This window comes from Bradyrhizobium nanningense, assembly GCF_004114535.1.
Lineage (GTDB): Bacteria > Pseudomonadota > Alphaproteobacteria > Rhizobiales > Xanthobacteraceae > Bradyrhizobium > Bradyrhizobium nanningense.
Map to the genome: position 1 here is coordinate 93380 of NZ_LBJC01000029.1, position 21815 is coordinate 115194.

Below are 21815 nucleotides of genomic sequence, written 5' to 3' on the forward strand. Positions count from 1 at the left end.
AACCCTCAGCGAGGCAAGCATGTCCGACACTGACAAGGTTTTCGCCGGCTCGATTCCGAAAATCTATGACGAGTATCTCGTCCCTCTGATTTTCTCCGTCTATGCGGAGGACATCGCAAGACGCGTCGCCGCCCGCTCGCCTTCCGTGCTGCTCGAGATCGCCGCGGGTACCGGCGCAGTGACGCGCGCCGTGGCAGCAGTGCTGCCACCCGGCATCCGTTACGTTGCGACCGACCTCAACGAACCCATGCTTGCGGTCGCCGCACAGCGTCAGGCGGATGACGATCGCATCACCTGGCGCCAGGCGGACGGAATGGCCCTGCCCTTCGGCGACGCCGAGTTCGACGCGGTCTGCTGCCAGTTCGGCGCGATGTTCTTTCCGGACCGCATCAAGGCGTACGGAGAGGTCAAGCGCGTCTTGAAACCGGACGGCACGTTCGTGTTCAACGTCTGGGACCGCATCGACGACAATGTGCTCACGCACGAGGCGACCGACGCGCTCGGCAAACTGTTTCCCGACGACCCGCCGCGCTTCATGGCCCGCACGCCGCACGGCTATTACGACAAGGCCCTCATCAGAACCGACCTCGAACGTGCCGGCTTCCGCGACATCTCGATCGAGACGCGATCTGAAATCAGCCGCGCGCCGTCGCCCGAATACGTCGCACTCGCGCTCTGCCAGGGCACGCCGCTGCGTAGCGAGATCGAGGCAAGGGATGCCAGCAAGCTTCAGGCCGCGACTGACATCGTCGCTAAGACGATCCGCACGCGCCACGGCTCCGGACCGGTGGAAGGCAAGATTCAGGCTGTGGTGATCGAAGCGCGGCCCTAGTTGCCAAGCATGATGGGACGAGGGACGGAGGTACACTCCCTCTTCCGCTTGGGGGAGAGGGCTGGGGAGAGGGTGTATCCTCAATGGGACAATCCCCAAGAGGAGAAAGCCCTCTCCCGGCACGCGGGACGATGCTTCGCATCACACGGGACGCGCCGACCCCTCCCGCAAGCGGGAGAGATGAACGAGCCTGCGCCAATCGATTCGACCTAAAGCCAGTCCGCTTTAGGCCGCGCCCCGCGTGCTACCACCAGCTTCGCTGCATCGGCTGCGTCGACTGATAATATTGATATTGGCCGCGCTGCCGGCGCGGATTGGCCGGCTGTACGTACGGATCGCGCTGCTGGAAGAAGAAGCCGAAACCGTTGCCGCCATTGTCCCAGCCGTCATCGCTGGCGATCATGGCAGGCGCGGTCGGCTTGCGGGTGATGAAGCCGCCCTGCGGCTGGTCGCTCAACACCGCGACGAATTCGGTGCGATAGTTGGTCTCGCTGCTCAGCGGCTCGTCCGAGATGATGATCGAGGAGCGCGGCAATGCGGTCGGCCCGATGCGGTCCCACACGTCCTGCGGGATGGTGATGCGGTCGAGGGCATTGCGGGCCTCGTCACCGTTTTCGATCGTGACCACGCTCCAGCGCAGACCCGTGCCGGACTTCGCCATCGCCGTGAAGACGTGCGTGCCGAGCGGCTGCTCGGGATTGCGGATCGTGACGGGGACCTCGATGCTGGTATCGAACACCTCGCCGCCGCCGTCGGGCGCCGGCTTGTGGGTGTTTCGCCGCACGTAGAGCTTCTGCGTCGCACGGCTGATGTAGACCGAGACCGGTTCGCCCGCGAGCTTCGCGTCGGTCGCGGCCTTGACGGCGTCGGCCTTCCTGGCCGCGGCGGCCTTCGCGGCCTCCTTGGTAGCGGCGACGGCATCGCGCTTCGGCTGCGCGGCGGTTTTGGCGGCGTCGAGCTGGGTCGCTACGTCGGCAGCCTTGGCTGCCGCCTTCTGCTTCAGCTCCTCGGCCTTGGCGCGGGCCTGATCGGTCTTGGCGTTCGCGAGCGTCTTGTCGGCGAAGGCGAGTTCGGCGTCTGCACGGGCCTTCTGCTGTTCGAGCTTGCGCAGCGCGGCAGGGAGCGAGGCAGCCTCCTTCGCGGCCGCGGAAGCAGCCTTCTTGGCCTCGTCGGCGACCCGAATGGCCTCGTCGGCCTCGGCAGAGAGCTTGTCGGCACGGCTCGGCACGGCGGCGATGGCCTCCGGCTTCGGCACGAACAGCGAAGGGTGCGAGAACTCGGTCGGGACCGAGTCATACGGCGAGATGATCACCCGCATCCCGATGTTCGTCTTGTCGAACAGATTCTCGGCAAAGCCGAAGGGCATGCGCACGCAGCCGTGCGAGGCGGCATAGCCAGGCAACGGTCCCCCATGCAGCGCGATGCCGTTCCAGGTGATGCGCTGCATGTTCGGCATCCAGGCATCATCATACATCGTCGAGTGGTGGTCCTTGTCCTTCTCGATGACAGCGAAGACGCCGGCCGGCGTCTCGCGTCCCGTGGTCCCGGTCGAGACCGGCGCGCGCAGGATCCAGCCGTCCGCGTCGTAGAAGGTAACCTGCTGGCTCTTGATCGACACGATCGCCATGATCGGCTCGCCGGCCTGCCGCGGCGCCACCGCCTCGACCGGCTGGCGGGCCTGCTTGGCCGCCCCGGCCGGGGTCAAGACGGCAAACGCGACCATCGCCGCCAGCGTCACAATTCCGGGAGGGCCCCAACGCCGCATTGCCGAGGTGGATTGCGCCGTTGTCAGTCGGTTTTTCATGCCATCCTCGGTCGAATGCCGGCCCGCTCTTGCCGATCATGTATCAGATTGCGGTCATTCAATTAAGAATTCGCAGCCGCCTTACGTTCCGTCTGTGGCGACATTCGGCACGGCCCGGCAACAAATCCCTCATATACGATGGCCCGAGCCGGCGGAAGGTCGGTTGCAGCTGGGGCTGGTCCGAAGCTGGCGGCAGTCACTGCGGCAGGATGTCCGCTTCCGCCGGCCAGGACACCCGTCAGACGCGCAGAGCCTTGGCGTTGAAGCTCCGCAGGAACCGCAATGACAGTGTCCGGACATTGGCGACGTTGAGGAGCCAGGCTGCAGCAGCATAAGCGAGGCCGCCGGCGAAACTGATGATGATGAGTGCGACGAGGCCGATGCCGCTGACCTGTGAACGCGCAACCAGGATGGTGGCCGCCATCGCCGCGGCCGAAACCACAACCCCGGCGAGCCGGTTGAAGTCGAATGGCACCGGGTGGGCGCGATGCATCAGGACGACGGCAACGAGGAAACCGATCGCCTCGGTCGCGAGCGTTGCCAGCGCCGCGCCGTAGATGCCGTAGCCGGCGACCAGCGCGACCATCAGCACGACGCTGACCACCAGCGTGAGAAAGGATTGCGCCGCCAGCATGAAGGGGCGCTCGGCGAGCTGAAAGCTGATCTGCACGTAGAACTGATTGGCGATCCCGAAGAAGCGGGCGAGCACCAGGATCGGCAGCAGCGCCGACACGCCGGCGCGGAAGTCGATGCCGACGAGCGTGCCGGCGACCTGATCCGCCGCAAGCGCGAGCCAGATCGCGACGGGCGTGACGACGACGAGCAGGAGCTCGAGGCTCTCGGTCAAGCGCTCCCGCGTCGTCTCCTTGTTATGCTCTGACAAGGATCTGAACACCAAGGGCACAGTGGCGGCGGCGACGCTGGATGCGATCATAACCATGAACTGGCGCGGCAGATCGGCGGCGACGCCGAAGATGCCGGCGGCATCCTTGCCGAGCAGATAGGCGACGATGAGCCGGTCGCAGGCCGAATAGACCGCAACGGAGAGTCCGGCCAGCGTCAGCGGCAAACCGTAGCGGGCTAGCTGCATGAACTGGCTGCGCTGGAAGCGCGCGATCTTGGTGCGGTCGCCGACCAGGTTCAGGATGGTTCCGGTGAGCGACCCCAGGCCGAACGCAGCAAGCAGCCCCAATCCACCCCAGCCAAGCCAGATGCCGACGAGGCCGAATCCGACGCTCGACACGCTGCGCACGATCGAGATCGCGGCAAACCGGTAGGGACGCAGTTTGGCGCGCTCGAACTCCTGACCGACATCGACGGCATTGGCCATGATCGCGACGAACATGCTGGCAAGCAGCAGTTCGACACTGACATCGCTGCGGAACAGGACAACCAGCGGGGTCGTGGCGCAAAGCACCGCTACGGTAAGGGCGAAGGCGACCATCGCCGTGCCGCGAAAATCCACCTCCGCCGACATCGCCTGATAGCGCGACACCGACAGCTTGATCCAGGCGAAGAAGATCGCGCCCAAAATGCCGGCGAGGCTAATGCCGACGACGTAGACGCCATACTCCGCAGGCGTCAGCAGCCGCGTATAGGCCGTGACAGCGAAGAAGCCCACCGCAGCAGGCAGGATGTAGGCGACCAGATAAATCGAGAAATGGCGGTTCAGCATGCGAGCACGGGACCGGTAGCGGTCTTGCGAGTGTGACGGCCGTTAATCAATGGGACCTTGGCGAGGCGAACGAACTGCGCCGCAGCATCGCTCAAGACTGTCACATAAGTCTGCAGATCGGCCGGCAAAGGAAGCCTTGCAGCCGCTTTCGCGCGTTAGCGTTAAATTTGCCCTTCCGCGAACGGCAAGGCGCGATGGTGGGTGGAAACCGTGACTTGCAGGCGGCAGAGGTTAACCCAACAGGGTGAAACCCGGGCGTTGCCAGGCACCGCTTGGTACAATGGGGGCGTTGGTTCGAAAAGGACTGCCGTGATCAGGCTCGATAGACGCGAATTTCTCCTCGGTAGCGCCGCAGCACTCGCGGCGGGAGCAACGGCATCCGCGGCGCCGGCGTCGAAGCTTACGCAGCGCCGCCCCGGCTTTGGCGCAGCGGCGACGCTGTGGGATCTGCAGGCCGATCCCAGGCTCGGCGAAGCCATCAGCACCTATTGCACGCAGGTGGTGCCGGTGCTCGAGCTGAAATGGCCGATGCTGCGGCCAAACGCCCACACGTTCAATTTCGAGCGCGCCGACGCGATCCTGGATTTCGCGCGGGACAACGACCTGACGATGCGCGGCCACGCGCTCGCCTGGTATCACGACATTCCAGACTGGACCAAGCAGATCAAGATGACCCGCGGCGTCGAGCGCGCCTATGTCGACCACATCGGCACCGTCGCCTCCTATTACAAGGACAAGCTGACGTCGTGGGACGTCGTCAACGAGCCGATTCCCGACAACCCCCGCGGCCCAAAGGACCGGCGCGACACGTTCTGGACGCAGCATCTGGGTCAGAGCTGGATTCCGCTCGCCTTCCGCACGGCCGCCGCGGCGGATCCCTTCGTCAAGCTCGCGATCAACGAATACGACATCGAATCCGCGAAGGACTCGTTCATTGCCAAGCGCGCGGCTTATCGCAACCTCATCATGGAGCTCCTCGACCAGGGTGTTCCGCTCCACGCCGTGGGCTTGCAATCGCATCTACATGCCGAGCTCGAGATCGACACGCACGGCCTCGCTGAATTCGTCACCGAGCTGCGCTCGTGGGGGTTGGATGTACTCGTCACCGAGCTCGACGTCGACGATCAGAAGCTGGCGGGAAGTCCCGCGGAGCGCGACGCCATCGTCGCCAAGCGCGTCGATGATCTGCTGACGGCGATCTCGACCAGCGGCCCGGTGCGCTCGATCCTGACCTGGGGCCTTTCGGATCGCTACAGCTGGATCAACGGCACCTTCGCCCGCGCCGACAAGCAGCCGAACCGCCCGCTGCCGCTCGACGGCGAGTTCAAGCCGAAGCCATTCCTGGACGTGATCAGCAAGTTTACGAAAGACGCCTGAGGGCGGTGGATCTCAGCGCGCTTTCGGCACGACGAAAGCGGCCGCCTCGTCGACGTGGTCCGGTGCAAGGCTCGGAGCCCGGCGATCGCGCGAAGAGAGGCGGAACACGTCGCGGATATCGTCGACGGAGGTCGAGGAATAGGACTGGATGCAGAGCGCGACCTGCTCGGGGGAGGCGGCGCACATCATCGCCTCGATGGCGGGACGGTCGAGCGGCGTGTCGTCCCAATGCGAGACCGCGATGCTGTCTTCGGTGACCCGGTGGGCGGCCAGATGCGCGGGCGAGTTCGCGACGAAATGGCCGTACATCAGATATTCCGAGAACTTCTTCTTGCGGCACAGCGCCAGGACCCAATTCAGCCCCGTCGCCGATTTGATCGCGGCGGTCATGGCGCGCGCGGCGTCCTTGTCCCAGACCAGCGCGTTGCCGACATAATCGTCGGCGGGGAAGGAGCGGTTCTTGATGCCGAGCAGCTGATCGACGGTGCGCAGCCACAGGCCATGCAGCGGGTGATCGGCGCCGATGTCCTTCGGAGTGACGAACAGGGGCGTCTTCTCGGCGCCGGCATATTGGCCAACGTCGAATTCGCGAAAGAACAGATTGTCCGAATCCAGGATGCAAACGCGCTGCTCGGGCGCGTTGAGGACGCCGGCGATCTTCAGGATCTGCTGGATGTGCCAGCCGTGCACCGGCGACGACAGCAGCGACAGCCAGACGCGCCGCTTGCTGATGAACTGAAGCGCCGGCGGCAGGGCGAACAGCCATTTCGGCAAATAGCGCGAGGCCGGAACGATGATCCGCTTGTCGGAGGCGAAGCGCTCGAACAGCGGCACATCCTCGTCATTAACGAGAACATAATGCCGCGTGTATCCCGTCAGCCAGGTGTCGATGCTCTCGCTGAGCAGCGAAAAACGTTCGATATCCTTGGCATAGCTGGCAGTCAGCAGTGCAACGGAATGCATGGGCGCGCGCTCAAATGGCCATCAGGCCGCACTCATAGCCGCGCCGCGAGATGGGGGAAACCAACGATTCGAATCAAGGTAAAACGAAACGAAGTGTTAGCCATCTGACAGCAGCGGTACTCGATGCCGCAAAAGCGTAGCGGCCGGGGCCCGCGGCGCGCTGCCACCCATCGGCGGCGCGGCTGTCGAGGACGGCCAGAGCGACTGACATCCCGGATGACTACGGGTTCACGCGCCAAAGCTGTGAATGATCAAGTTGCGTCTTGATTATTCGACGTCACCGCGCAAGATATTCGCACGTTTTGATTTGGACGATTATTTTCAAGGGGGGAGTGTTATGGGGTTCAGCAAATTTGCCAGGGGCACCTCGTTGGGCGACAAGGACCGCAGAGCTCTCCAGAAGCTCCTGGGTGCAAAGAAGAAGTAGGATTTCGTCGGCCGGGGACGCCGTACCAATCTCAGGCTTTACTTTTTTCGAAGATGGGCCGCTCGCGTGTCGAGCTGGGGTCTCGCACAAGCTTGCAGCTGTAAACCGGCCTGCAAATCGACAAGAATTCGCCCGGGTGGACCGCTAGAAGCGGTCTGCATGGCTGATTCTTGCTCAGTTGTTTCTTCCGTCAGGACGAGGGATTTGCCCTCCGCCTGACGCAAAAGGCCCAATTGATGCCGAACGACAGAATTGAACTCTTTGTCGGACTGATCGAGTCCATCGACGCGCCGGGCGCGGTCGAGACGTGCCGACGGCTGCTCTCGGTCGACGAACGGACCCGGGCCGATCGCTTCATGTTCGAGCGGCATCGACGGCAGTATATCTTCGCGCACGCCATGCTGCGCCTGGCGCTGTCGCAGGTCGCTCCCAACGTCGCGCCCTCCGACTGGTCCTTCGGGGCCGGCCGCTACGGGCGGCCATTTGTCGCAGCGCCCGCAACCTCGACCGCGCTGCATTTCAGCCTGTCTCATGCCGACGGCTGCGCCGCCTGCGTCGTCTCGCGGCATGAGACCGTCGGCGTCGACGTCGAAGTCGTGTCGCGGCGGGCGGCGCCGCTGTCCACCGCGCTTCGCTTCTTTGCGCCGGAGGAGGTCGAGACCTTGCGGGGACTGCCGGAGCCCGCCGCGATTGAGCGCTTCTTCGACTACTGGACGCTCAAGGAGGCCTATCTGAAGGCCAGGGGCTTTGGCCTCAATCTGCCGCTCGACGCCTTCGCGATGCAGGTGTCACGCGAGGCCATCGAAATCAGCTTCAAGCCCGATATCGCCGACGATCCCGACGGCTGGCGCTTCTCGCTGTGCTCGCCGTCGCCCTCGCATCGCCTCGCGATCGCCGATGGCTCCCGCGCGAACGGAGGCCTTCCCATCAGCCGTAATGCCTGGCCGCTGCAGCAAGCGGCTGAATAGCGCCCCCGCGGCAGCGCGCTTCAAGCCTCACCTCGCTTCTTCGAATCCCGCCAGCACCGAGGTCAGGTTCGCACCCAGAATATCCGAAAGATAGCCGCCTTCCTGCACGAACACGGTGGGCAGGCCCATCCTGGCGATGGCCTGGCCGATCCGGCGGAAGCCCGGCGTGGTGACGGCCAATCCCTTGAGCGGATCGTGTTCGGAGGCATCGAGGCCGAGCGCGATCACGAGCGCGCCGGGCGCAAAGGACTCGATGGCCTTGCGCGCGACGTCCAGCGACTGCATGTAGCCGTCATCGCCGGTACCGATCGCGAGGGGAATGTTGAGATTGGCGCCGAGGCCCGGGCCTTCGCCGCGCTCATGGGCATAGCCCCACACATAAGGATAGTATGCAACCGGATCGGCATGGATCGAGATCGTGTAGACGTCGGGCCGGGCGTAGAAGATGCCTTGCGTGCCGTTGCCGTGATGGACGTCGACATCGAGGATGACGACGCGCTCGTGCTTCTGCCGCAGCTGGCCTGCGGCAATCGCGCTGTTGTTGAGGAAGCAGAAGCCGCCAGCCATGTCACGATAGGCGTGGTGGCCGGGCGGACGGCAGAGCGCGTAGACCGCATCCTCGCCGTCCATCACCATCTGCGCGGCGGTGACCGCAACGTCGGTCGCGGCACAGGCCGCGGCCCAGGTACCCGGACCGATCGGCGCCGCGGTGTCGGCGGTGTGCCAGCCGAGCTTGCCGACGATATGGGTCGGATAGGTCGCGGCATGCCGCACCGGGTGGATGTTGCCGATCATTTCTGGGCCGGAATCGCCGAGCGCGGTCCAGGCGTCCCAGGCTTCGCTCAGGAACGACAGATATTCCGGGCTGTGAATGCGCGCGCGAGGCCCCTGCCCGAACTTGGTCGGCTCGACGAGCTGGTGCTTGCCGTCCTTCAACCCCTTGAGCAGGCGGTCGGCGCGCTCCGGCTGCTCGGTGGTGCGCTTGACGACGCCGCGGACCAGGAAGAATTGCGGATCATGGCTGCGGTGCAGTTCGGTATGGACGGCTTTCACTCAAACACTCCGTGCTCGCAGGTTCTTTTGAGGTGCCACGAAAGTCTTGGTCCCCGCGGCGGCGAGATGCAAGCAAGAAGAATGCCGCACCTATCGCGCGGCTCTCCGCCGGAAGCAGATCACGCTCTAGCAGCGCCCGCGCTGGAGGCAGTGCTCGCGGCCCTGCCGGTCGGTCCGGAAGGACTCGATGAAGCCGCCCTGACGCTGGGTGACGAAGACGGTCTTGCCATCGCTGCCGCCGAAGGCGAGGTTGGTCGGCTCCTTGGCCTTGAGTGCGATCTCGCGCTCGACCGCGCCGTTGGGCTTCATCAGCGCGACCGTGCCCTTGAGAATGCGCGCGACATAGAGACGGCCGGTAACGTCGGTGCGCAGCCCGTCGACAGTGTCGGGCTGGAATGCCTTGACCAGCTTTGCGCCCGTCAGCTCGTTGCCATTGATGGCATAGGACCAGATCTGACCATTACTGGATTCCCCGACATAAAGCGTCTTGCCGTCAGGGCTGAGATCGATGCCGTTGGTGGTGCCCATCGTGCGCGGTGACGTCATCACTTGTCCCTGCACCGTGCCATCGGCGGCTTTCGCAATCCGCCAGATGTGACCTTCCCTGCCCTTCCAGTTCGGATCGCTCGCATAGACCGTGCCGTCGTGGGCGATGGTGATGTCGTTTGGCTGGTTCATCTCATCGGAGTGAAACCAGACGATAGGCTCGGTCGCGCCCTTTGGAATCGCAAAGATGTTGTGCTTCTTGTAGTCGGCGATGAACATCGTGCCGCTGCGATCGAAGCGGATGGCGTTGCCGACACTGCCCTCCGGCAGAGCCGTGAATGGCTCCGACGCCGCACCGCCCGCAGGCAGCCTGCCGATGGTGCCGGGCTTGCCGAGATTGACCACGAACAAATTGCCGTCGAGGTCGGCTGCCGGGCCTTCGATGCCGAAGGTGTATTCGCCGGCGGGCGTCACCTGCGCGCTTTCGAACAGCTTCGTTTGAGCTTGCGCGGGCGCCGTCGCAACGACGAGGAGGACGCTACTGCACAGGCACCAGAAATTCCTGCCGGATGAAATAGCCATCGCCGTCGGTGCACTCGCCATTCAGGTAGGGATCGGCCGGCCGGAAGAATTGGCTGAAGCCGGGTTTGTCTACAGCGCTCCTTTGTGTCACGACAACGACCTTCGCAGCCGGTATTTCGCCGCATTCCTTGTTCGTCTTTCCAAAGAACTTGCGCTGCGGCGGGCCGGGCTTGATCCGCATCCGCGTGCCCGGGATCATCTTCGCAACAAGCAGATCCATCGTGTCGAGCAGGCGGGCATAGCCGGGCTCGGTCTTCGGCAGGCTCTCGCCGCCCGGCGGCATCAGCTTCTCCGCGCCGATGCCGCGCAGGCGCGTGCGCAGCTTGCCGGACGAGGGGTCGCCCGGATAAATCCAGCCGTCCTGCGCGAGCATGAAGCGGAGCGCCGCCCTGTCCTTCTCGGCCTCCGATCGAGCCGGCTTCAAACCGAAATCCGAATGACAGCCGACGCAGTGCCGCTCGACGAGGCCTCTGCGCAGCGTGGTGAGCCGGGCGGTGTTCTGCGCGTCCCGGGCGACAAAGGCCGCAAGCTGGTCGATCATCGCCTCGCTGCGCGTGTCGCACGGCAGCGGTGGCGGTGGGTCGCCTGCGGCACGATCGATGCGGATCACGCTCTGGTTCTTGTCCTCGATCAGCCAGATCGCGCCATCCTCCGCGACCGTCATGCCGACCGGCGCGCCTTGCGGCCGCGCGCCGTTGACGCGGTGCCAACCCGCGATCAGCTCCTCGAACGGCGCGGCCCCCACCTCGCCGGCGTCGGTCTGAAAACTGCGCGTCGGCTCGGCCGCGCAGCTGACGTGATAGTGCACCGGTGCCGGGCTTGGCTTGGGGAAACCGTGATCATCGACGTCGTAGACGAGGACGCGGCTGCCGGTCGGGCGATAGCCGTGCAGGCCGACCAGCAGCTTGCCCTCGAGCTCTGGAAACTTGGCGCCGTGATAATAGAGCATCGCGAGCGGCGCACCGTGCGGCGGCATCAGTGTGAGCGGCGGCTTGTAGAGCGCGCCTGCCGTGCACAGCGACTTGTAGACGCCACCCTGCAGCACGTTCCTGAATTCGGGACTCGGCGTCGACAGATCGTAGCAATAGGGCCAGCCATAATGCCTGCCCTGCAGAATCGCGTTGATCTCCTCGTTCGGCTTGAAAATATCGGGCAGATCACGCCCGTTCTCGCCCTGCAGGAAGGCGTAGCCGGCATCAGGGAAATTCGGATGCAGCACTAGGGCCATCGAGTTGCGCAAGCCGCGCGCATAAACGGTGTGCGGCGGATCGGGATCGCCAGGATTCAGCGCCGGGAAGACGCCGCTCGCAGGCGGCACGAACAGCCAGATCGACGCCATGGCGGAAGCGCCCTCGGCCGCCGCGCAAGGCTTCGTGATCGGCGCCGGCGTGATGCAGTCGTCGCTGTGCGAGCCGACGTTGACGAACAGCCGCCCGTTCCTGTCGAAGACGAACTGCTTGAGCGGATGCGCGCTCTCCTCGAGCCTGGTGCCGTCGGGCAACGTGATCCGGCGCCCGGGCATGTGACGGATGATGGTTTCGACCGTGCCGCGCGGATTGTCGGCGAGCGGATCGAACCGGAAGATCGTCTCGGCGGTCGAGGCGTAAAGCTTCTTGTCCGGACCGATCGCGAGGCCGAATGGATATTCGATTCCCGCCAGAAGCTCCTTGAGCCGCCCGGCCTGCGGCGCGCGCGGATCGAGCAGCAGCAGCCGTCCGTCGGTATGGCCCCAACCGCCCATGTCGGCCACCACGAACAGGTCGCGGCCCGGCACCTGGACGATCGACCGCGGAAACTTGAGGCCATCCTCTTCGCTGGCGACGAGCCCGGCGCAAAAGCCGGCCTTCATGTCGATCTGGATTCTGGCAAAAGCGAGATCGCCGTTGCCGCAGGTGTCCGCGCCGATCGCATAGCCGCTCCGGCGGAGCGGCTCTGATGATGCCACTGAGCCGAGCCCAAGCAGAGCCGTTAAGACTCCCGCACATGCGCGCAGCCTTCGGCGTTCGCGCTTAGATGTGAAATGGCTCACGGCGGCCTCCCAAACTTCCCCGCGAAAAGGTGTTCCATGCCGTGGAAATGCCGTCCAGTTCAACATCACTCGCCTGTGATTAAACCTGTAACGACCTTGAGGCCGACCAATATCCGTAAATTCCCTTACCGGGTTCGACCCGAATGTTTCGCAAAGGCTACGGGTGGTATCGCTTTGCCATCCCAGTTGCTCCGCCAGGAGGCGCATATGGTCCAGGTCTATTTTCACTGCTCGAACACCGAGGGCACGCTGATCGACCGCTACGGCGCCGCCGTGTCCAATCTCACCGAGGCGCGCGACCGTGCCTCTCAGATCATGCGATCGATGATCCTGACGCCGAGTAACGAAGACTGGCGCGACTGGGTGATCCATGTCAGCGACGACGACGGCGAGGAGATTTTCGACCTTCCCTTCACCGCCATGCTCGGCAAGCCGCATTGAGGTGATGCCATGTCGATCGCCTCACTGAGCCTCCTCCGCCAGCCCCTGAGCTTCGTCGCTGCCAAATGGCAGACGCTGATCCGGGTCGCCGGTGACCCCTACCGCCCCGAGCTTCACTATATGCGCGGGCCCGGCCCGAAATGGCGCGCCAAGTATCAGGCCAGCCGGCTGAACCGCTCGCTCTGAGCGGCCCTGCTTTTCGACCAACAGTCTCTCCACTCGTCATGCCCGGGCTCGTCCCGGGCATCCACGTCCTTGCATCCCCACGAGAACGTGGATGGCCGGGACAAGCCCGGCCATGACGGAGCTAGGGCAGCCGTAACCCTCACTTCCCGGTAAACCTCGCCCTGCGCTTCTCGACGAAGGCCTTGCGGCCTTCGACGGCGTCGGCACTCTTGCGGATCACCGCCTGGAGCTCGATCTCGCGGCGGAATTGCGCCTCGTAGGTCGCGTGCTCGCTCTCCTCGACGAGGAGGCGGGTTGCCACCAAAGCGCGCGTCGGGCCCTCGGCCAGCCGGTGCGCCAGCGTCAGCGCCTCGTCCATCAGCTTCGCGTCGTCGACGACCTGCCGCACCAGGCCGATCTGCCGGGCTTGCTCTGCGGTCAGCGGCTCGTTGAGCAGCATCAGCTCGAGCGCGCGCTGCCGGCCGACCAGCCGCGGCAGCAGCCAGGTCGAGCCGAGATCCGGCACCAACGCGATGCGGCTGAACACCTGGATGAAGCTCGCCGACCGCGCCGCGACGATGATGTCGCCGGCCATGGCGAGGCTGAAGCCGCCGCCGGCCGCCACCCCGTTCACGGCGACGACGACGGGCACGCGGCATTCGCGCAATGCCTTGAAGGCCGGCCAGTAGAAGCGCATCACGCCGGCCGCGATGTCTTCGCCGAGCGCCTCCGACGCCTTCAGATTTTGTCCCGAGCAGAAGCCGCGTCCCGCACCGGTCAGGATCAGGGCTCGAATACTCTCGTCCTGCGACATCTCGCCGATGGCGGCGGCGAGCGCGCCGAGCAGGTCCGGCGTCATCGCATTCAGGCTTGCGGGTTCGTCGAGCGTCAGGATTCCGACCGCACCATCCCGCGCCTGTTTCACACCAGCCATGTTGCGCCTCCCTTTGGATGTTCTCGTTGGCCGCAATGTGCCATTGTCCGCGCGCTTCGCCAATCGCGGAGCAAGTCAGCGCAACGAAGACAGCCCAGAACATCAAGACGACATCATGCCCCATCAGTTCAGCCTCAACCAAACCGTCCGCAAACCCGCCGTCACGTCCAAGGGTGGCATCGTCGCCTCGCAATCGCGGCGGGCGGCCGAAGTCGGGGCACAGGTGCTGGCGGCGGGCGGCGACTGCGTGGATGCGATCGTGGCGACGACCATGGCGCTGAACGTGCTGGAGCCCTGGAACAGCGGCATCGGTGGCGGCGGTGCGATGGTGCTCTACCGTGCCAAGGAAAATCGCTACGAGGTGATCGATTACGGCATGCGCGCGCCGCAGAGCCTGCGCGTCGCCGACTATCCGCTCAGCGGCGAGGGCGCCGCTTCCGATCTCTTTCCGTGGCCGCGGGTGAAGGACGATCGCAACGTCCACGGCCCCGGTTCGATCGCCGTGCCCGGGGTCGTCGCGGGGATGGAAGAGGCGCATCGCCGCTACGCTAAAATGCCGTGGAAGGATCTGGTCGCGCCGGCAGCCAAGCTCGCCGGCGAAGGCCTGCTGGTCGATTGGTGGACCACGGTGACGATCTCCGGCTCGGCCGCCGATCTCAGGCGCTATCCCGCCAGCGCGGCGGCGTTCCTGAAGGACGGGCTGCCACCGAGCGCGCCATGGGGCATCAAGGCCGAGACCCGGCTGCCGCAGGACACGCTGAAGGCGACGCTGTCGCATCTTGCCGACGCTGGGCCGCGCGATTTCTACCAGGGTGACCTCGCCAGGAGCATCGCCTCCGACATCAAGGCCGATGGCGGTTCGCTGTCGGTCGAGGACCTCGCCGCATTCCGCGCGCATTTGCGCGAGCCGCTGGCGATCCCGTATCGCGACGGCAAGGTCTATGCGACGCCCGAGCTCACGGCCGGGCCGACCATGGCGCACGCGCTGCGCCTGTTGCAGCAGAGCCTGAAGCCGGGACGCGCGCCGGACGCGACCGCCTATGTCGAATACGCACTCGCTCTGCAGGCGGCCTTCCGCGAGCGGCTCAAGGACATGGGCGATGCCGACGGCAAACGCTCGCTCGGTGCCGAATATCTGGCGCCGGCCTGCACGACGCATTTCTCCGTGGTCGACCGGCACGGCAACATCGCCGCGGTGACGCAGACGCTGCTCTCGTCCTTTGGCTCGAGATATGTGACGCCGCACAGCGGCATCGCCATGAACAACGGCATCATGTGGTTCGACCCGACGCCCGGCACGACCAACTCGCTGGCTCCCGGCAAGCGCTGCCTTTGCAACTACACGCCGGTCATCGCCGAGACCAAGGACGGCAAGCGCCTCGCCGTTGGCGCCTCCGGCGGCCGCCGCATTCTGCCGTCGGTGATGCAGCTCGTGTCCTTCGCGATGGATTTCGGCATGGATCTCGATGCCGCCATCCATCAGCCGCGCATCGACGCCAGCGAAGGCGCGGTGGTGATCGGCGATGCTCGTTTGCCGGAGGATGTGCGCAAGACGCTGGGCTCGCGCTTCGACTATGAAGAGACCCGCGTGCAGGCCTTGCCGCAAAAGTTCGCCTGCCCGAGCGTGGTGATGCGCGCGGGCGACACGAATTTTGGCGCGGTCGAGATCTTTCAGCCCTGGGCCGACGCGGTGGCGGAAGCCTGAGGGCTAGGGATCGCTGCGCGATTCTGCCCGCGTTCGTTGAGCGCTCGCGCGATTACGCATCCAGGCGAGCATCACGACTCCTCCACATTCGCAGGGAACTTAGCTGCGCACAGTTCGTTCGTTAAACGGACAAATGCGCTCACCCCAGTGGAGGAATTGATGAAGAAACTTGCGCTCGCCGCGTCGCTGATCATCGCGGCCGGCTTTACGTTGACAGGCCCAGCTCTGGCCAAGGGCGGCCATGGCGGCGGCCATGGTTTTGGTTATGGTCATTCGATGGGTTATCATCACCTTGGCACGCCGCCGGGATGGTCGCGCGGACGCAAGGTCGGCTGGCGCGGTCACGGCTGCCCGCCCGGCCTGTGGAAGCAGGGCCGCTGCTGACATCCTATATCCGCCAATGATGCAAGGCGCTGCTCATCACCGGGGCGGCGCCTTCTTCAAATGCCGAGCCGGTCCCGCACCCGGCCCGCGATGACGGCGCTCGTCACACCCACCGGCCAGAACGCGTGCATCGGGATCGGCTTGATGCCGGTGATGGGCATGTCGATCTCCGCCCTGGCGCCGCCGATCAGCCGTCGCGCGAGTTGAGCGCCCATCGCGGTCGCGAGCGCAACGCCGCGGCCATTGCAGCCAAGCGAGATCAGCACGCCCTCGGCAGGCTCATGCACATGCGGGTAGTGATCCGCGGTGATGGCGAGCCGGCTGTTCCAGCCGTGAGTCCAGGAAACGCCTTTCAGCTGCGGCCATAGCCGCTCGGCATAGCGAATGAGATAAGCGACGTCGTACGGCGACTTGATCCAGCGCATCGGCCCGCGGCCGCCCATCAGGAGACAATTGTGCTGGTCGATACGATAATAGACGGTGATGTGACCGCTCTCGTAGAGCACCGGACGCGTCGGCATGATCGAGCCGGCAACCGCGTCGGAGAGCGGCGCGGTCGCGGCGATCGAGGAGAACACCGGCACGATGGTGCGGCGGAGCGCCGGCCAGAGATCGTCGGAGAAACCGTTGGTGGCGAGCAGGACCTTGTCGGCATGCACCACCGCCCGCGGCGTCTCGATGCGCCAGCGGTTGCCGTCGCGACGGAGCGACAGCGCCGGCGTCTCGCCATGCACCTTCGCGCCCGCCGAGATCGCGGCCCGCGCGAGGCCGCGGGCGTAGCTGAGCGGATGCAGATCGCCGCCGCGCGCATCAAGCATGGCGCCGACGTAGCGGTCGGTGCCGGTCATCTCGCGAAGCTGCTCGCGGTTGAGATAGGTCACCGGCATGCCGCGGCGGATGCATTGCCGCGCGGTCGCCTCGATCGCGGCGGCGCTGGCCTCATGATAGGCCGCGCGCAGCGTGCCGTTCTGCCGTGCCTCGCACGGGATCTGGTAGCGGCGGATCAGATCATGGGTGAAGTTGGTCGTGCCGTAGGCGAACTCGATCATGCGGCGGCCGAGCTCGGCGCCGAAATCGGCCTCGATCTGATCAGGATCGTGCTTCAGGCCCGGATTGGTGTGGCCGCCATTGTTGCCGGACGCGCCCCAACCCGGCTCCTGCGCCTCCAAAACCAGAGCCTCGACGCCCTGCTCCGCCAGATGCAGCGCGGTGGAGAGGCCGGTGTAGCCTCCGCCGACGATGGCGACGGAGACATTCTTGTCGACGTCGAGCGGCGGCGTGGCGACCGGCGCGACGGCGGTGTCGGCGTAGAGCGAGGGCGGCAGAGGCAGGCGCGTCATGGCGAAGACCGGTCAGAGCGGATGCAATACGCGCCGCAAAAAGTCCTGCGTGCGCGGGTGCTGCGGTTGGTTGAGCAGCGCCTTGGCGGGCCCCTGCTCGACAATGACGCCGCCGTCGATGAACAGCACGCGGTCGGCGACGTCGCGGGCAAAGCCCATCTCGTGGGTGACGACGACCATGGTCATGCCGTCGTCGGCGAGCTTGCGCATCACGCCGAGCACGTCACCGACGAGCTCGGGGTCGAGCGCCGAGGTCGGCTCGTCGAACAGGATCGCCTTGGGCTGCATCGCCAGCGCCCGCGCGATCGCGACGCGCTGCTGCTGGCCGCCGGAGAGCTGCGGCGGGTGCGCATCGGCCTTCTCGGCGAGGCCGACCTGGGCGAGTAGCGCGCGGCCACGCTCGAACGCCTGGGCACGCGGCTCCGTCTTCACGTAGAGCGGTCCTTCGATCACGTTCTCCAGCGCCGTGCGATGCGGGAACAGGTTGAAGCGCTGGAACACCATCGAGACCTGGGTGCGGATGTTCACGATCGACGGCGCGTCGCGGTCGACCTTGAGGCCCTCGACGCTGATCTCGCCGCGATCGTAGCTTTCCAGCCCGTTGATGCAGCGCAGGATGGTGGACTTGCCGGAGCCGGAGGGACCGACGATGCAGACCACCTCGCCCTTCTCGACGGTCGCCGAGATGCCCTTGAGCACCTCGACCTTGCCAAAGCTCTTGTGGACGTCGTTCAGCTCGATCATCGCTTCCCGGCCCGCTTCTCGAAGTGACGGACCAGCAGGATCAGCGGAATGCTCATGGTGAGATACATCAGCGCCACCAGCGTGAACACGCTGCTGTTCTTGAAGGTCGAGGACGCAATCAGCTTGCCCTGCAGCGCAAGTTCGGCCACCGTGATGGTCGAGGCCTGCGAAGAGTCCTTCAGCATCATGATCATGACGTTGCCGTAGGGCGGCAGCACGATGCGCACCGCCTGGGGCAGCACCACGCGGCGCATGGTGAGCCACCAGCCCATGCCGATCGACTGCGCCGCCTCGACTTGACCCTTGTCGATCGCCTCGATGCCGGCGCGGAAGTTTTCCGCCTGGTAGGCTGAATAGGCGATGCCGAGCCCGAGGATGGCGGCCTGCAGCGCGCTGAGCGTAACACCGAGATCGGGCATCACGAAGTAGAGATAAAACAACAGCACGATAATCGGGATGCCGCGGATCACGTTGATCAGGCTGGCGCTGAGCATCGACAGCGCCTTGATGCCGGAGACCCGCATCATCGCCCAGACGAGGCCGAGCACCGTCGAGAGCAGCAGCGAGCCGATGGTGACGACGATCGTCAGCGCGACGCCGTTCATCAGGATCGGGAAAAACTCGGCGGCGTCGTGCCAGAAGCCTTTCATCGGCCAGCCTTCATCGATCCGTCGTTGTCGATCAGCCCTGGGCCTTCAGGCCCCACTTATTCAGAATTTTGTCGATGGTGCCGTTGGACTTCAGCTTCGCCAGCGAGGCGTTGATCTTGCCGAGCAGCGCGGTCTCGCCCTTGCGTACGCCGATGCCGACCGAGCCGATGGTGACGGGCTTGTAGCCCTCGACGAGGCGCACCTCCGGGAAGCCGCCCTGCTTCAGATTGTAGGCGAGGATCGGATAATCGGCGTAGCCGGCCTTGAGGCGACCGGTGTTCACGTCGCGCAGGATGTCCGGAATAGTGTCGTAGGCTTTCACGTCGGCAAACAGGCCGGTCTTCTTCAGTGCGTCGACGAAGGCGGTGCCGACTTGCGCGCCGACCGTCTCGCCCTTCAGATCCTCCTGGGTGGCATAGGCCTTGGTATCACTCTTCGGCACGACGAGGCCTTCGCCATAGCTGTAGATCGGATCGGAGAAGTCGACGACCTCCTTGCGCGGCGGCGTGATGAACATCGCGGCGGCTATGATGTCGATCTTGCTCGAGGTCAGCGACGGGATCAGGGCCGAGAACTGCATCGGCTCGATCTGCACGTTGAAGCCGGCATCCTTGCCGACCTCGGTGATGAGGTCGACCATGATGCCCTGGATGCTGTTGGTCTTGGTGTCGAGGAAGGTGAAGGGAATGCCCGTCGGGGTCGAGCCGACCTTGAGCACCTGTTGCGCCGAGGCCGGCATGAGTACTGCAATCGCGAGTGCCGCCATCGCGGCCTGAACAATACGCTTCATCGCATCCCCCTTTTGGGTCTGGCCGATGGCGGCGCTCGCGCATGTCGTGATCAGACGTTGCGGGCCACGCCGTTTCGGCCTATTTTCACCAATATGAAAATTTGGTCACACTTTCGCGGACGATGCAAGCGGTTTTCATGCACATGAAGGAAGCGGTTTGACGTGAGCGGTGGCAAAAGAATGCGCAAACCGGCCGTTGCAAAGCCGGCGAAGCGGGTGAAGCCCAAAGCCGTCACCAAACCGGCGGAACCTGCGATGGACGTCGCGGTCGGCCGCCGCATCCGGGATCTCCGGCGTATCAGGCAATTCTCGCTGGAAACGGTCGCGGCGCGCACCGATCTATCGATCGGCTTCCTCAGCCAGATCGAGCGCGGCCTGTCCTCGCCCTCGCTGCGCGTGCTGGCCACGCTCGCCGACGTGCTCGGCGTCGGCATCGCCGCACTGTTCGGCGCAAGTCCGAGTGCCGACGGCACCTCCGACCAGGTGGTGACGCGCGGGCTGCAACGCCCCGAACTGAAGCTGTGGCGCACCGGCGTGTCCAAGCAGCTGCTGAGCCCGGCGAGCGCCGACAACAAGCTCAACCTCTTCCTCGTGCATCTGGAGCCCGGCGGCTCCACCGGCGACGAGCTCTACACCCATGACGGCGAAGAGGCCGGCCTCGTGCTCGACGGCGAGATGATGCTGACGGTGGACAGCGAGACCTGGTCGCTGAAGACGGGTGACAGTTTTCGTTTCGCGAGCCGAAGGCCGCACCGGTTTTCCAATCCGGCGCAGGATGCGAAGGCCGTGGTGCTGTGGGTGAATTGCGTGACGGGGGCGTAAGCTTCCGCTCCGCGGACTCCCTCTCAACCCGTCATCCCCGCGCAATGGCGAAGCCATTGTCGCTGGAGGCGCGAGTAGCGCGATGCAATAGCATCGCGCCGGGAGCCTCGAAGGATGCACGGCCCCGATGCGGCCGGGCCGTCGCCCTTCGAGGGCCGCTGAAGAAGCGGCCACCTCAGGGTGACGGTGATAGATTTGGACGCACATCACGTCCACATCGTCATTGCGAGGAGCCCTTGCGACGAAGCAATCCAGACTGGTCTCCGCGGAAGGAGGCTGGATTGCGTCGCTACGCTCGCAATGACGAGCTGAGAGAGTCTTACCCGAACCGGTGCTTGTACCGCTCCACCGTCAACGCACTCACATCGATGTCCGGCTTCTTGCCCGACAGCATGTCGGCGAGCACGCGGCCCGAGCCGCAGGACATGGTCCAGCCGAGCGTACCGTGGCCGGTGTTGAGATGCAGATTGGCGTAGTGCGTCGGGCCGATCACCGGCGGGCCGTCCGGCGTCATCGGACGCAGGCCGCTCCAGAATGTCGCTTTAGTGAGATCGCCGCCGCGCGGGAACAGATCGGTGAGCGAGTGATCCAGCGTTGCGCGGCGCGCATCGTAGAGCTTGTCCGAATAGCCGGAGATTTCCGCGGTGCCGCCGACGCGGATGCGGTTGCCCAATCGCGTGATCGCGACCTTGTAGGTCTCGTCCATCACGGTCGATTCCGGCGCGCCGGACGTGTCCTTGATCGGCACCGTGATCGAATAGCCCTTCACCGGATAGACCGGCAGCGAGATCCCGAGCGGAGCCATGAGGCGCGACGACCAACTGCCGAGCGCGAGCACGTAGGCGTCGGCCTGCAACAGGCCGGCGCCGGTCGCAACGCCGCTGACACGCGCGCCGTCGGTGACGATGCGGTCGATCGAGGTGTTGAACATGAAGCGCACGCCGAGCGCTTGCGCGTGCTTGGCCAGCGCCTGCGTGAACATGTGGCAGTCGCCGGTCTCGTCCTGCGGCAGGCGAAGCCCGCCGACGAACTTCTCCTTCACACCTGATAGCGCCGGCTCGACCGCGATGCAGCCCTCGCGGCTCAGCACCTCGAAGGGCACGCCATACTGCTTGAGCACGGCGATGTCTTCGCCCGTGCCGTCGAGCTGCGCCTGGTAGCGGAACAGCTGCAGTGTGCCTTGCGAGCGTTCGTCATACTGGATGCCGATGTCGCGGCGCAGATCGCGCAAGGAATCGCGGCTATACTCCGCGATCGGAATCATCCGGCTCTTGTTGACCCCGTAGCGCGCGCTGGTGCAGTTACGCAGCATCTTGAGCAGCCAGACCCACATGACAGGATCGAGCTTCGGCCGGACCACCAATGGGCCGTGCTTCATCAACAGCCACTTGACCGCCTTCACCGGCACGCCGGGGCCGGCCCAGGGCGAGGAATAGCCGGGCGAGACTTCGCCGGCATTGGCGAAAGAGGTCTCCAGCGCCGGTTCGGGCTGACGGTCGACGACCGTCACCTCGTGGCCGGCACGGGCGAGGTAGTAGGCAGAGGTGACGCCGATGACACCGCTGCCGAGGATCAGAACTTTCACGCTTGGTCAAACTCCCGCGGCATCACGCTCGCCGCTGCAAGGACACTACTCGCAACGGC

The 21815-nt window shown here is 65.1% G+C and carries 20 protein-coding genes; 8 read left to right on the forward strand and 12 right to left on the reverse strand.

What is annotated here, in order from left to right; genetic code table 11:
• The first annotated feature begins 19 nt into the window (after positions 1–19).
• On the forward strand, positions 20–832 hold the full coding sequence (locus tag XH84_RS24720; RefSeq protein ID WP_128918663.1) for a class I SAM-dependent methyltransferase: 813 nt from the start codon (positions 20–22) through the stop codon (positions 830–832).
• A gap of 244 nt (positions 833–1076) precedes the next feature.
• On the opposite strand, the gene XH84_RS24725 is transcribed toward XH84_RS24720, so the two are convergent.
• Positions 1077–2636, reverse strand: a complete 1560-nt coding sequence (locus tag XH84_RS24725; RefSeq protein WP_128918664.1) for a L,D-transpeptidase — start codon at positions 2634–2636, stop codon at positions 1077–1079.
• A 238-nt stretch (positions 2637–2874) separates the two neighbouring features.
• Positions 2875–4311, reverse strand: a complete 1437-nt coding sequence (locus tag XH84_RS24730) for a lipopolysaccharide biosynthesis protein (RefSeq protein WP_128918665.1) — start codon at positions 4309–4311, stop codon at positions 2875–2877.
• A gap of 309 nt (positions 4312–4620) precedes the next feature.
• On the opposite strand from XH84_RS24730, the gene XH84_RS24735 reads away from it, so the two are divergent.
• The gene (locus tag XH84_RS24735; RefSeq protein ID WP_128918666.1) at positions 4621–5688 is read left to right on the forward strand and encodes an endo-1,4-beta-xylanase; all 1068 of its coding nucleotides are present in this window, start codon (positions 4621–4623) and stop codon (positions 5686–5688) included.
• Between the two features lie 12 nt (positions 5689–5700).
• Here XH84_RS24735 and XH84_RS24740 read toward each other — a convergent pair whose 3' ends face one another.
• On the reverse strand, positions 5701–6651 hold the full coding sequence (locus XH84_RS24740; protein WP_128918667.1) for a DUF6492 family protein: 951 nt from the start codon (positions 6649–6651) through the stop codon (positions 5701–5703).
• Between the two features lie 663 nt (positions 6652–7314).
• Here XH84_RS24740 and XH84_RS24750 point away from each other — a divergent pair.
• A complete protein-coding gene (locus XH84_RS24750; RefSeq protein WP_128918669.1) occupies positions 7315–8046 on the forward strand; it encodes a 4'-phosphopantetheinyl transferase family protein in 732 nt (243 codons plus the stop codon).
• Positions 8047–8073: 27 nt separating this feature from the next.
• On the opposite strand, the gene XH84_RS24755 is transcribed toward XH84_RS24750, so the two are convergent.
• From XH84_RS24755 to XH84_RS24765, 3 genes are all read right to left on the reverse strand, one after another.
• A complete protein-coding gene (locus XH84_RS24755; RefSeq protein WP_128918670.1) occupies positions 8074–9099 on the reverse strand; it encodes a histone deacetylase family protein in 1026 nt (341 codons plus the stop codon).
• A 126-nt stretch (positions 9100–9225) separates the two neighbouring features.
• Complete coding sequence (locus XH84_RS24760) at positions 9226–10167, reverse strand: SMP-30/gluconolactonase/LRE family protein (RefSeq protein ID WP_164936150.1); 942 nt, start codon at positions 10165–10167, stop codon at positions 9226–9228.
• Positions 10124–12196: a PQQ-dependent sugar dehydrogenase gene (locus tag XH84_RS24765; RefSeq protein ID WP_128918672.1), complete on the reverse strand. Its 2073-nt coding sequence runs from the start codon at positions 12194–12196 to the stop codon at positions 10124–10126. Before XH84_RS24765 ends, XH84_RS24760 begins: the two co-directional genes overlap by 44 nt.
• Positions 12197–12403: 207 nt before the next feature.
• Between XH84_RS24765 and XH84_RS24770 the strand changes: the two genes are divergently transcribed.
• Positions 12404–12637 carry a DUF6894 family protein gene (locus XH84_RS24770; protein WP_094973683.1) on the forward strand — a complete coding sequence of 78 codons (234 nt, stop codon included), beginning with the start codon at positions 12404–12406 and terminating at the stop codon, positions 12635–12637.
• A 9-nt stretch (positions 12638–12646) separates the two neighbouring features.
• A complete protein-coding gene (locus XH84_RS39995) occupies positions 12647–12823 on the forward strand; it encodes a hypothetical protein (protein ID WP_164936151.1) in 177 nt (58 codons plus the stop codon).
• Between the two features lie 139 nt (positions 12824–12962).
• On the opposite strand, the gene XH84_RS24775 is transcribed toward XH84_RS39995, so the two are convergent.
• Positions 12963–13736, reverse strand: a complete 774-nt coding sequence (locus XH84_RS24775; RefSeq protein WP_128918673.1) for an enoyl-CoA hydratase-related protein — start codon at positions 13734–13736, stop codon at positions 12963–12965.
• 115 nt (positions 13737–13851) lie between these two features.
• Between XH84_RS24775 and XH84_RS24780 the strand changes: the two genes are divergently transcribed.
• Entirely contained in the window at positions 13852–15441 is a 1590-nt protein-coding gene (locus tag XH84_RS24780) for a gamma-glutamyltransferase family protein (RefSeq protein WP_128918674.1), read from the forward strand.
• Between the two features lie 159 nt (positions 15442–15600).
• Complete coding sequence (locus tag XH84_RS40000; protein WP_164936152.1) at positions 15601–15825, forward strand: hypothetical protein; 225 nt, start codon at positions 15601–15603, stop codon at positions 15823–15825.
• A gap of 56 nt (positions 15826–15881) precedes the next feature.
• Here the strand turns inward: XH84_RS40000 and XH84_RS24790 are convergent, their stop codons facing one another.
• Genes XH84_RS24790 through XH84_RS24805 form a run of 4 tightly spaced genes read right to left on the reverse strand, consistent with a single transcriptional unit; the run spans position 15882 to position 19349 of the window.
• Positions 15882–17165, reverse strand: coding sequence for an NAD(P)/FAD-dependent oxidoreductase (locus XH84_RS24790; RefSeq protein WP_128918676.1), 1284 nt, complete (start codon positions 17163–17165; stop codon positions 15882–15884).
• 12 nt (positions 17166–17177) lie between these two features.
• Entirely contained in the window at positions 17178–17909 is a 732-nt protein-coding gene (locus tag XH84_RS24795; RefSeq protein ID WP_128918677.1) for an amino acid ABC transporter ATP-binding protein, read from the reverse strand.
• Positions 17906–18559 carry an amino acid ABC transporter permease gene (locus XH84_RS24800; RefSeq protein WP_128918678.1) on the reverse strand — a complete coding sequence of 218 codons (654 nt, stop codon included), beginning with the start codon at positions 18557–18559 and terminating at the stop codon, positions 17906–17908. The genes XH84_RS24795 and XH84_RS24800 overlap by 4 nt, the downstream gene beginning before the upstream one ends.
• Positions 18560–18590: 31 nt before the next feature.
• Entirely contained in the window at positions 18591–19349 is a 759-nt protein-coding gene (locus XH84_RS24805) for an ABC transporter substrate-binding protein (RefSeq protein WP_128918679.1), read from the reverse strand.
• 180 nt (positions 19350–19529) lie between these two features.
• Here XH84_RS24805 and XH84_RS24810 point away from each other — a divergent pair, with 180 nt between their 5' ends.
• Entirely contained in the window at positions 19530–20171 is a 642-nt protein-coding gene (locus tag XH84_RS24810; protein ID WP_164936153.1) for a helix-turn-helix domain-containing protein, read from the forward strand.
• 319 nt (positions 20172–20490) lie between these two features.
• On the opposite strand, the gene XH84_RS24815 is transcribed toward XH84_RS24810, so the two are convergent.
• A complete protein-coding gene (locus tag XH84_RS24815) occupies positions 20491–21756 on the reverse strand; it encodes a D-amino acid dehydrogenase (protein ID WP_128918681.1) in 1266 nt (421 codons plus the stop codon).
• Positions 21757–21815 lie beyond the last annotated feature (59 nt).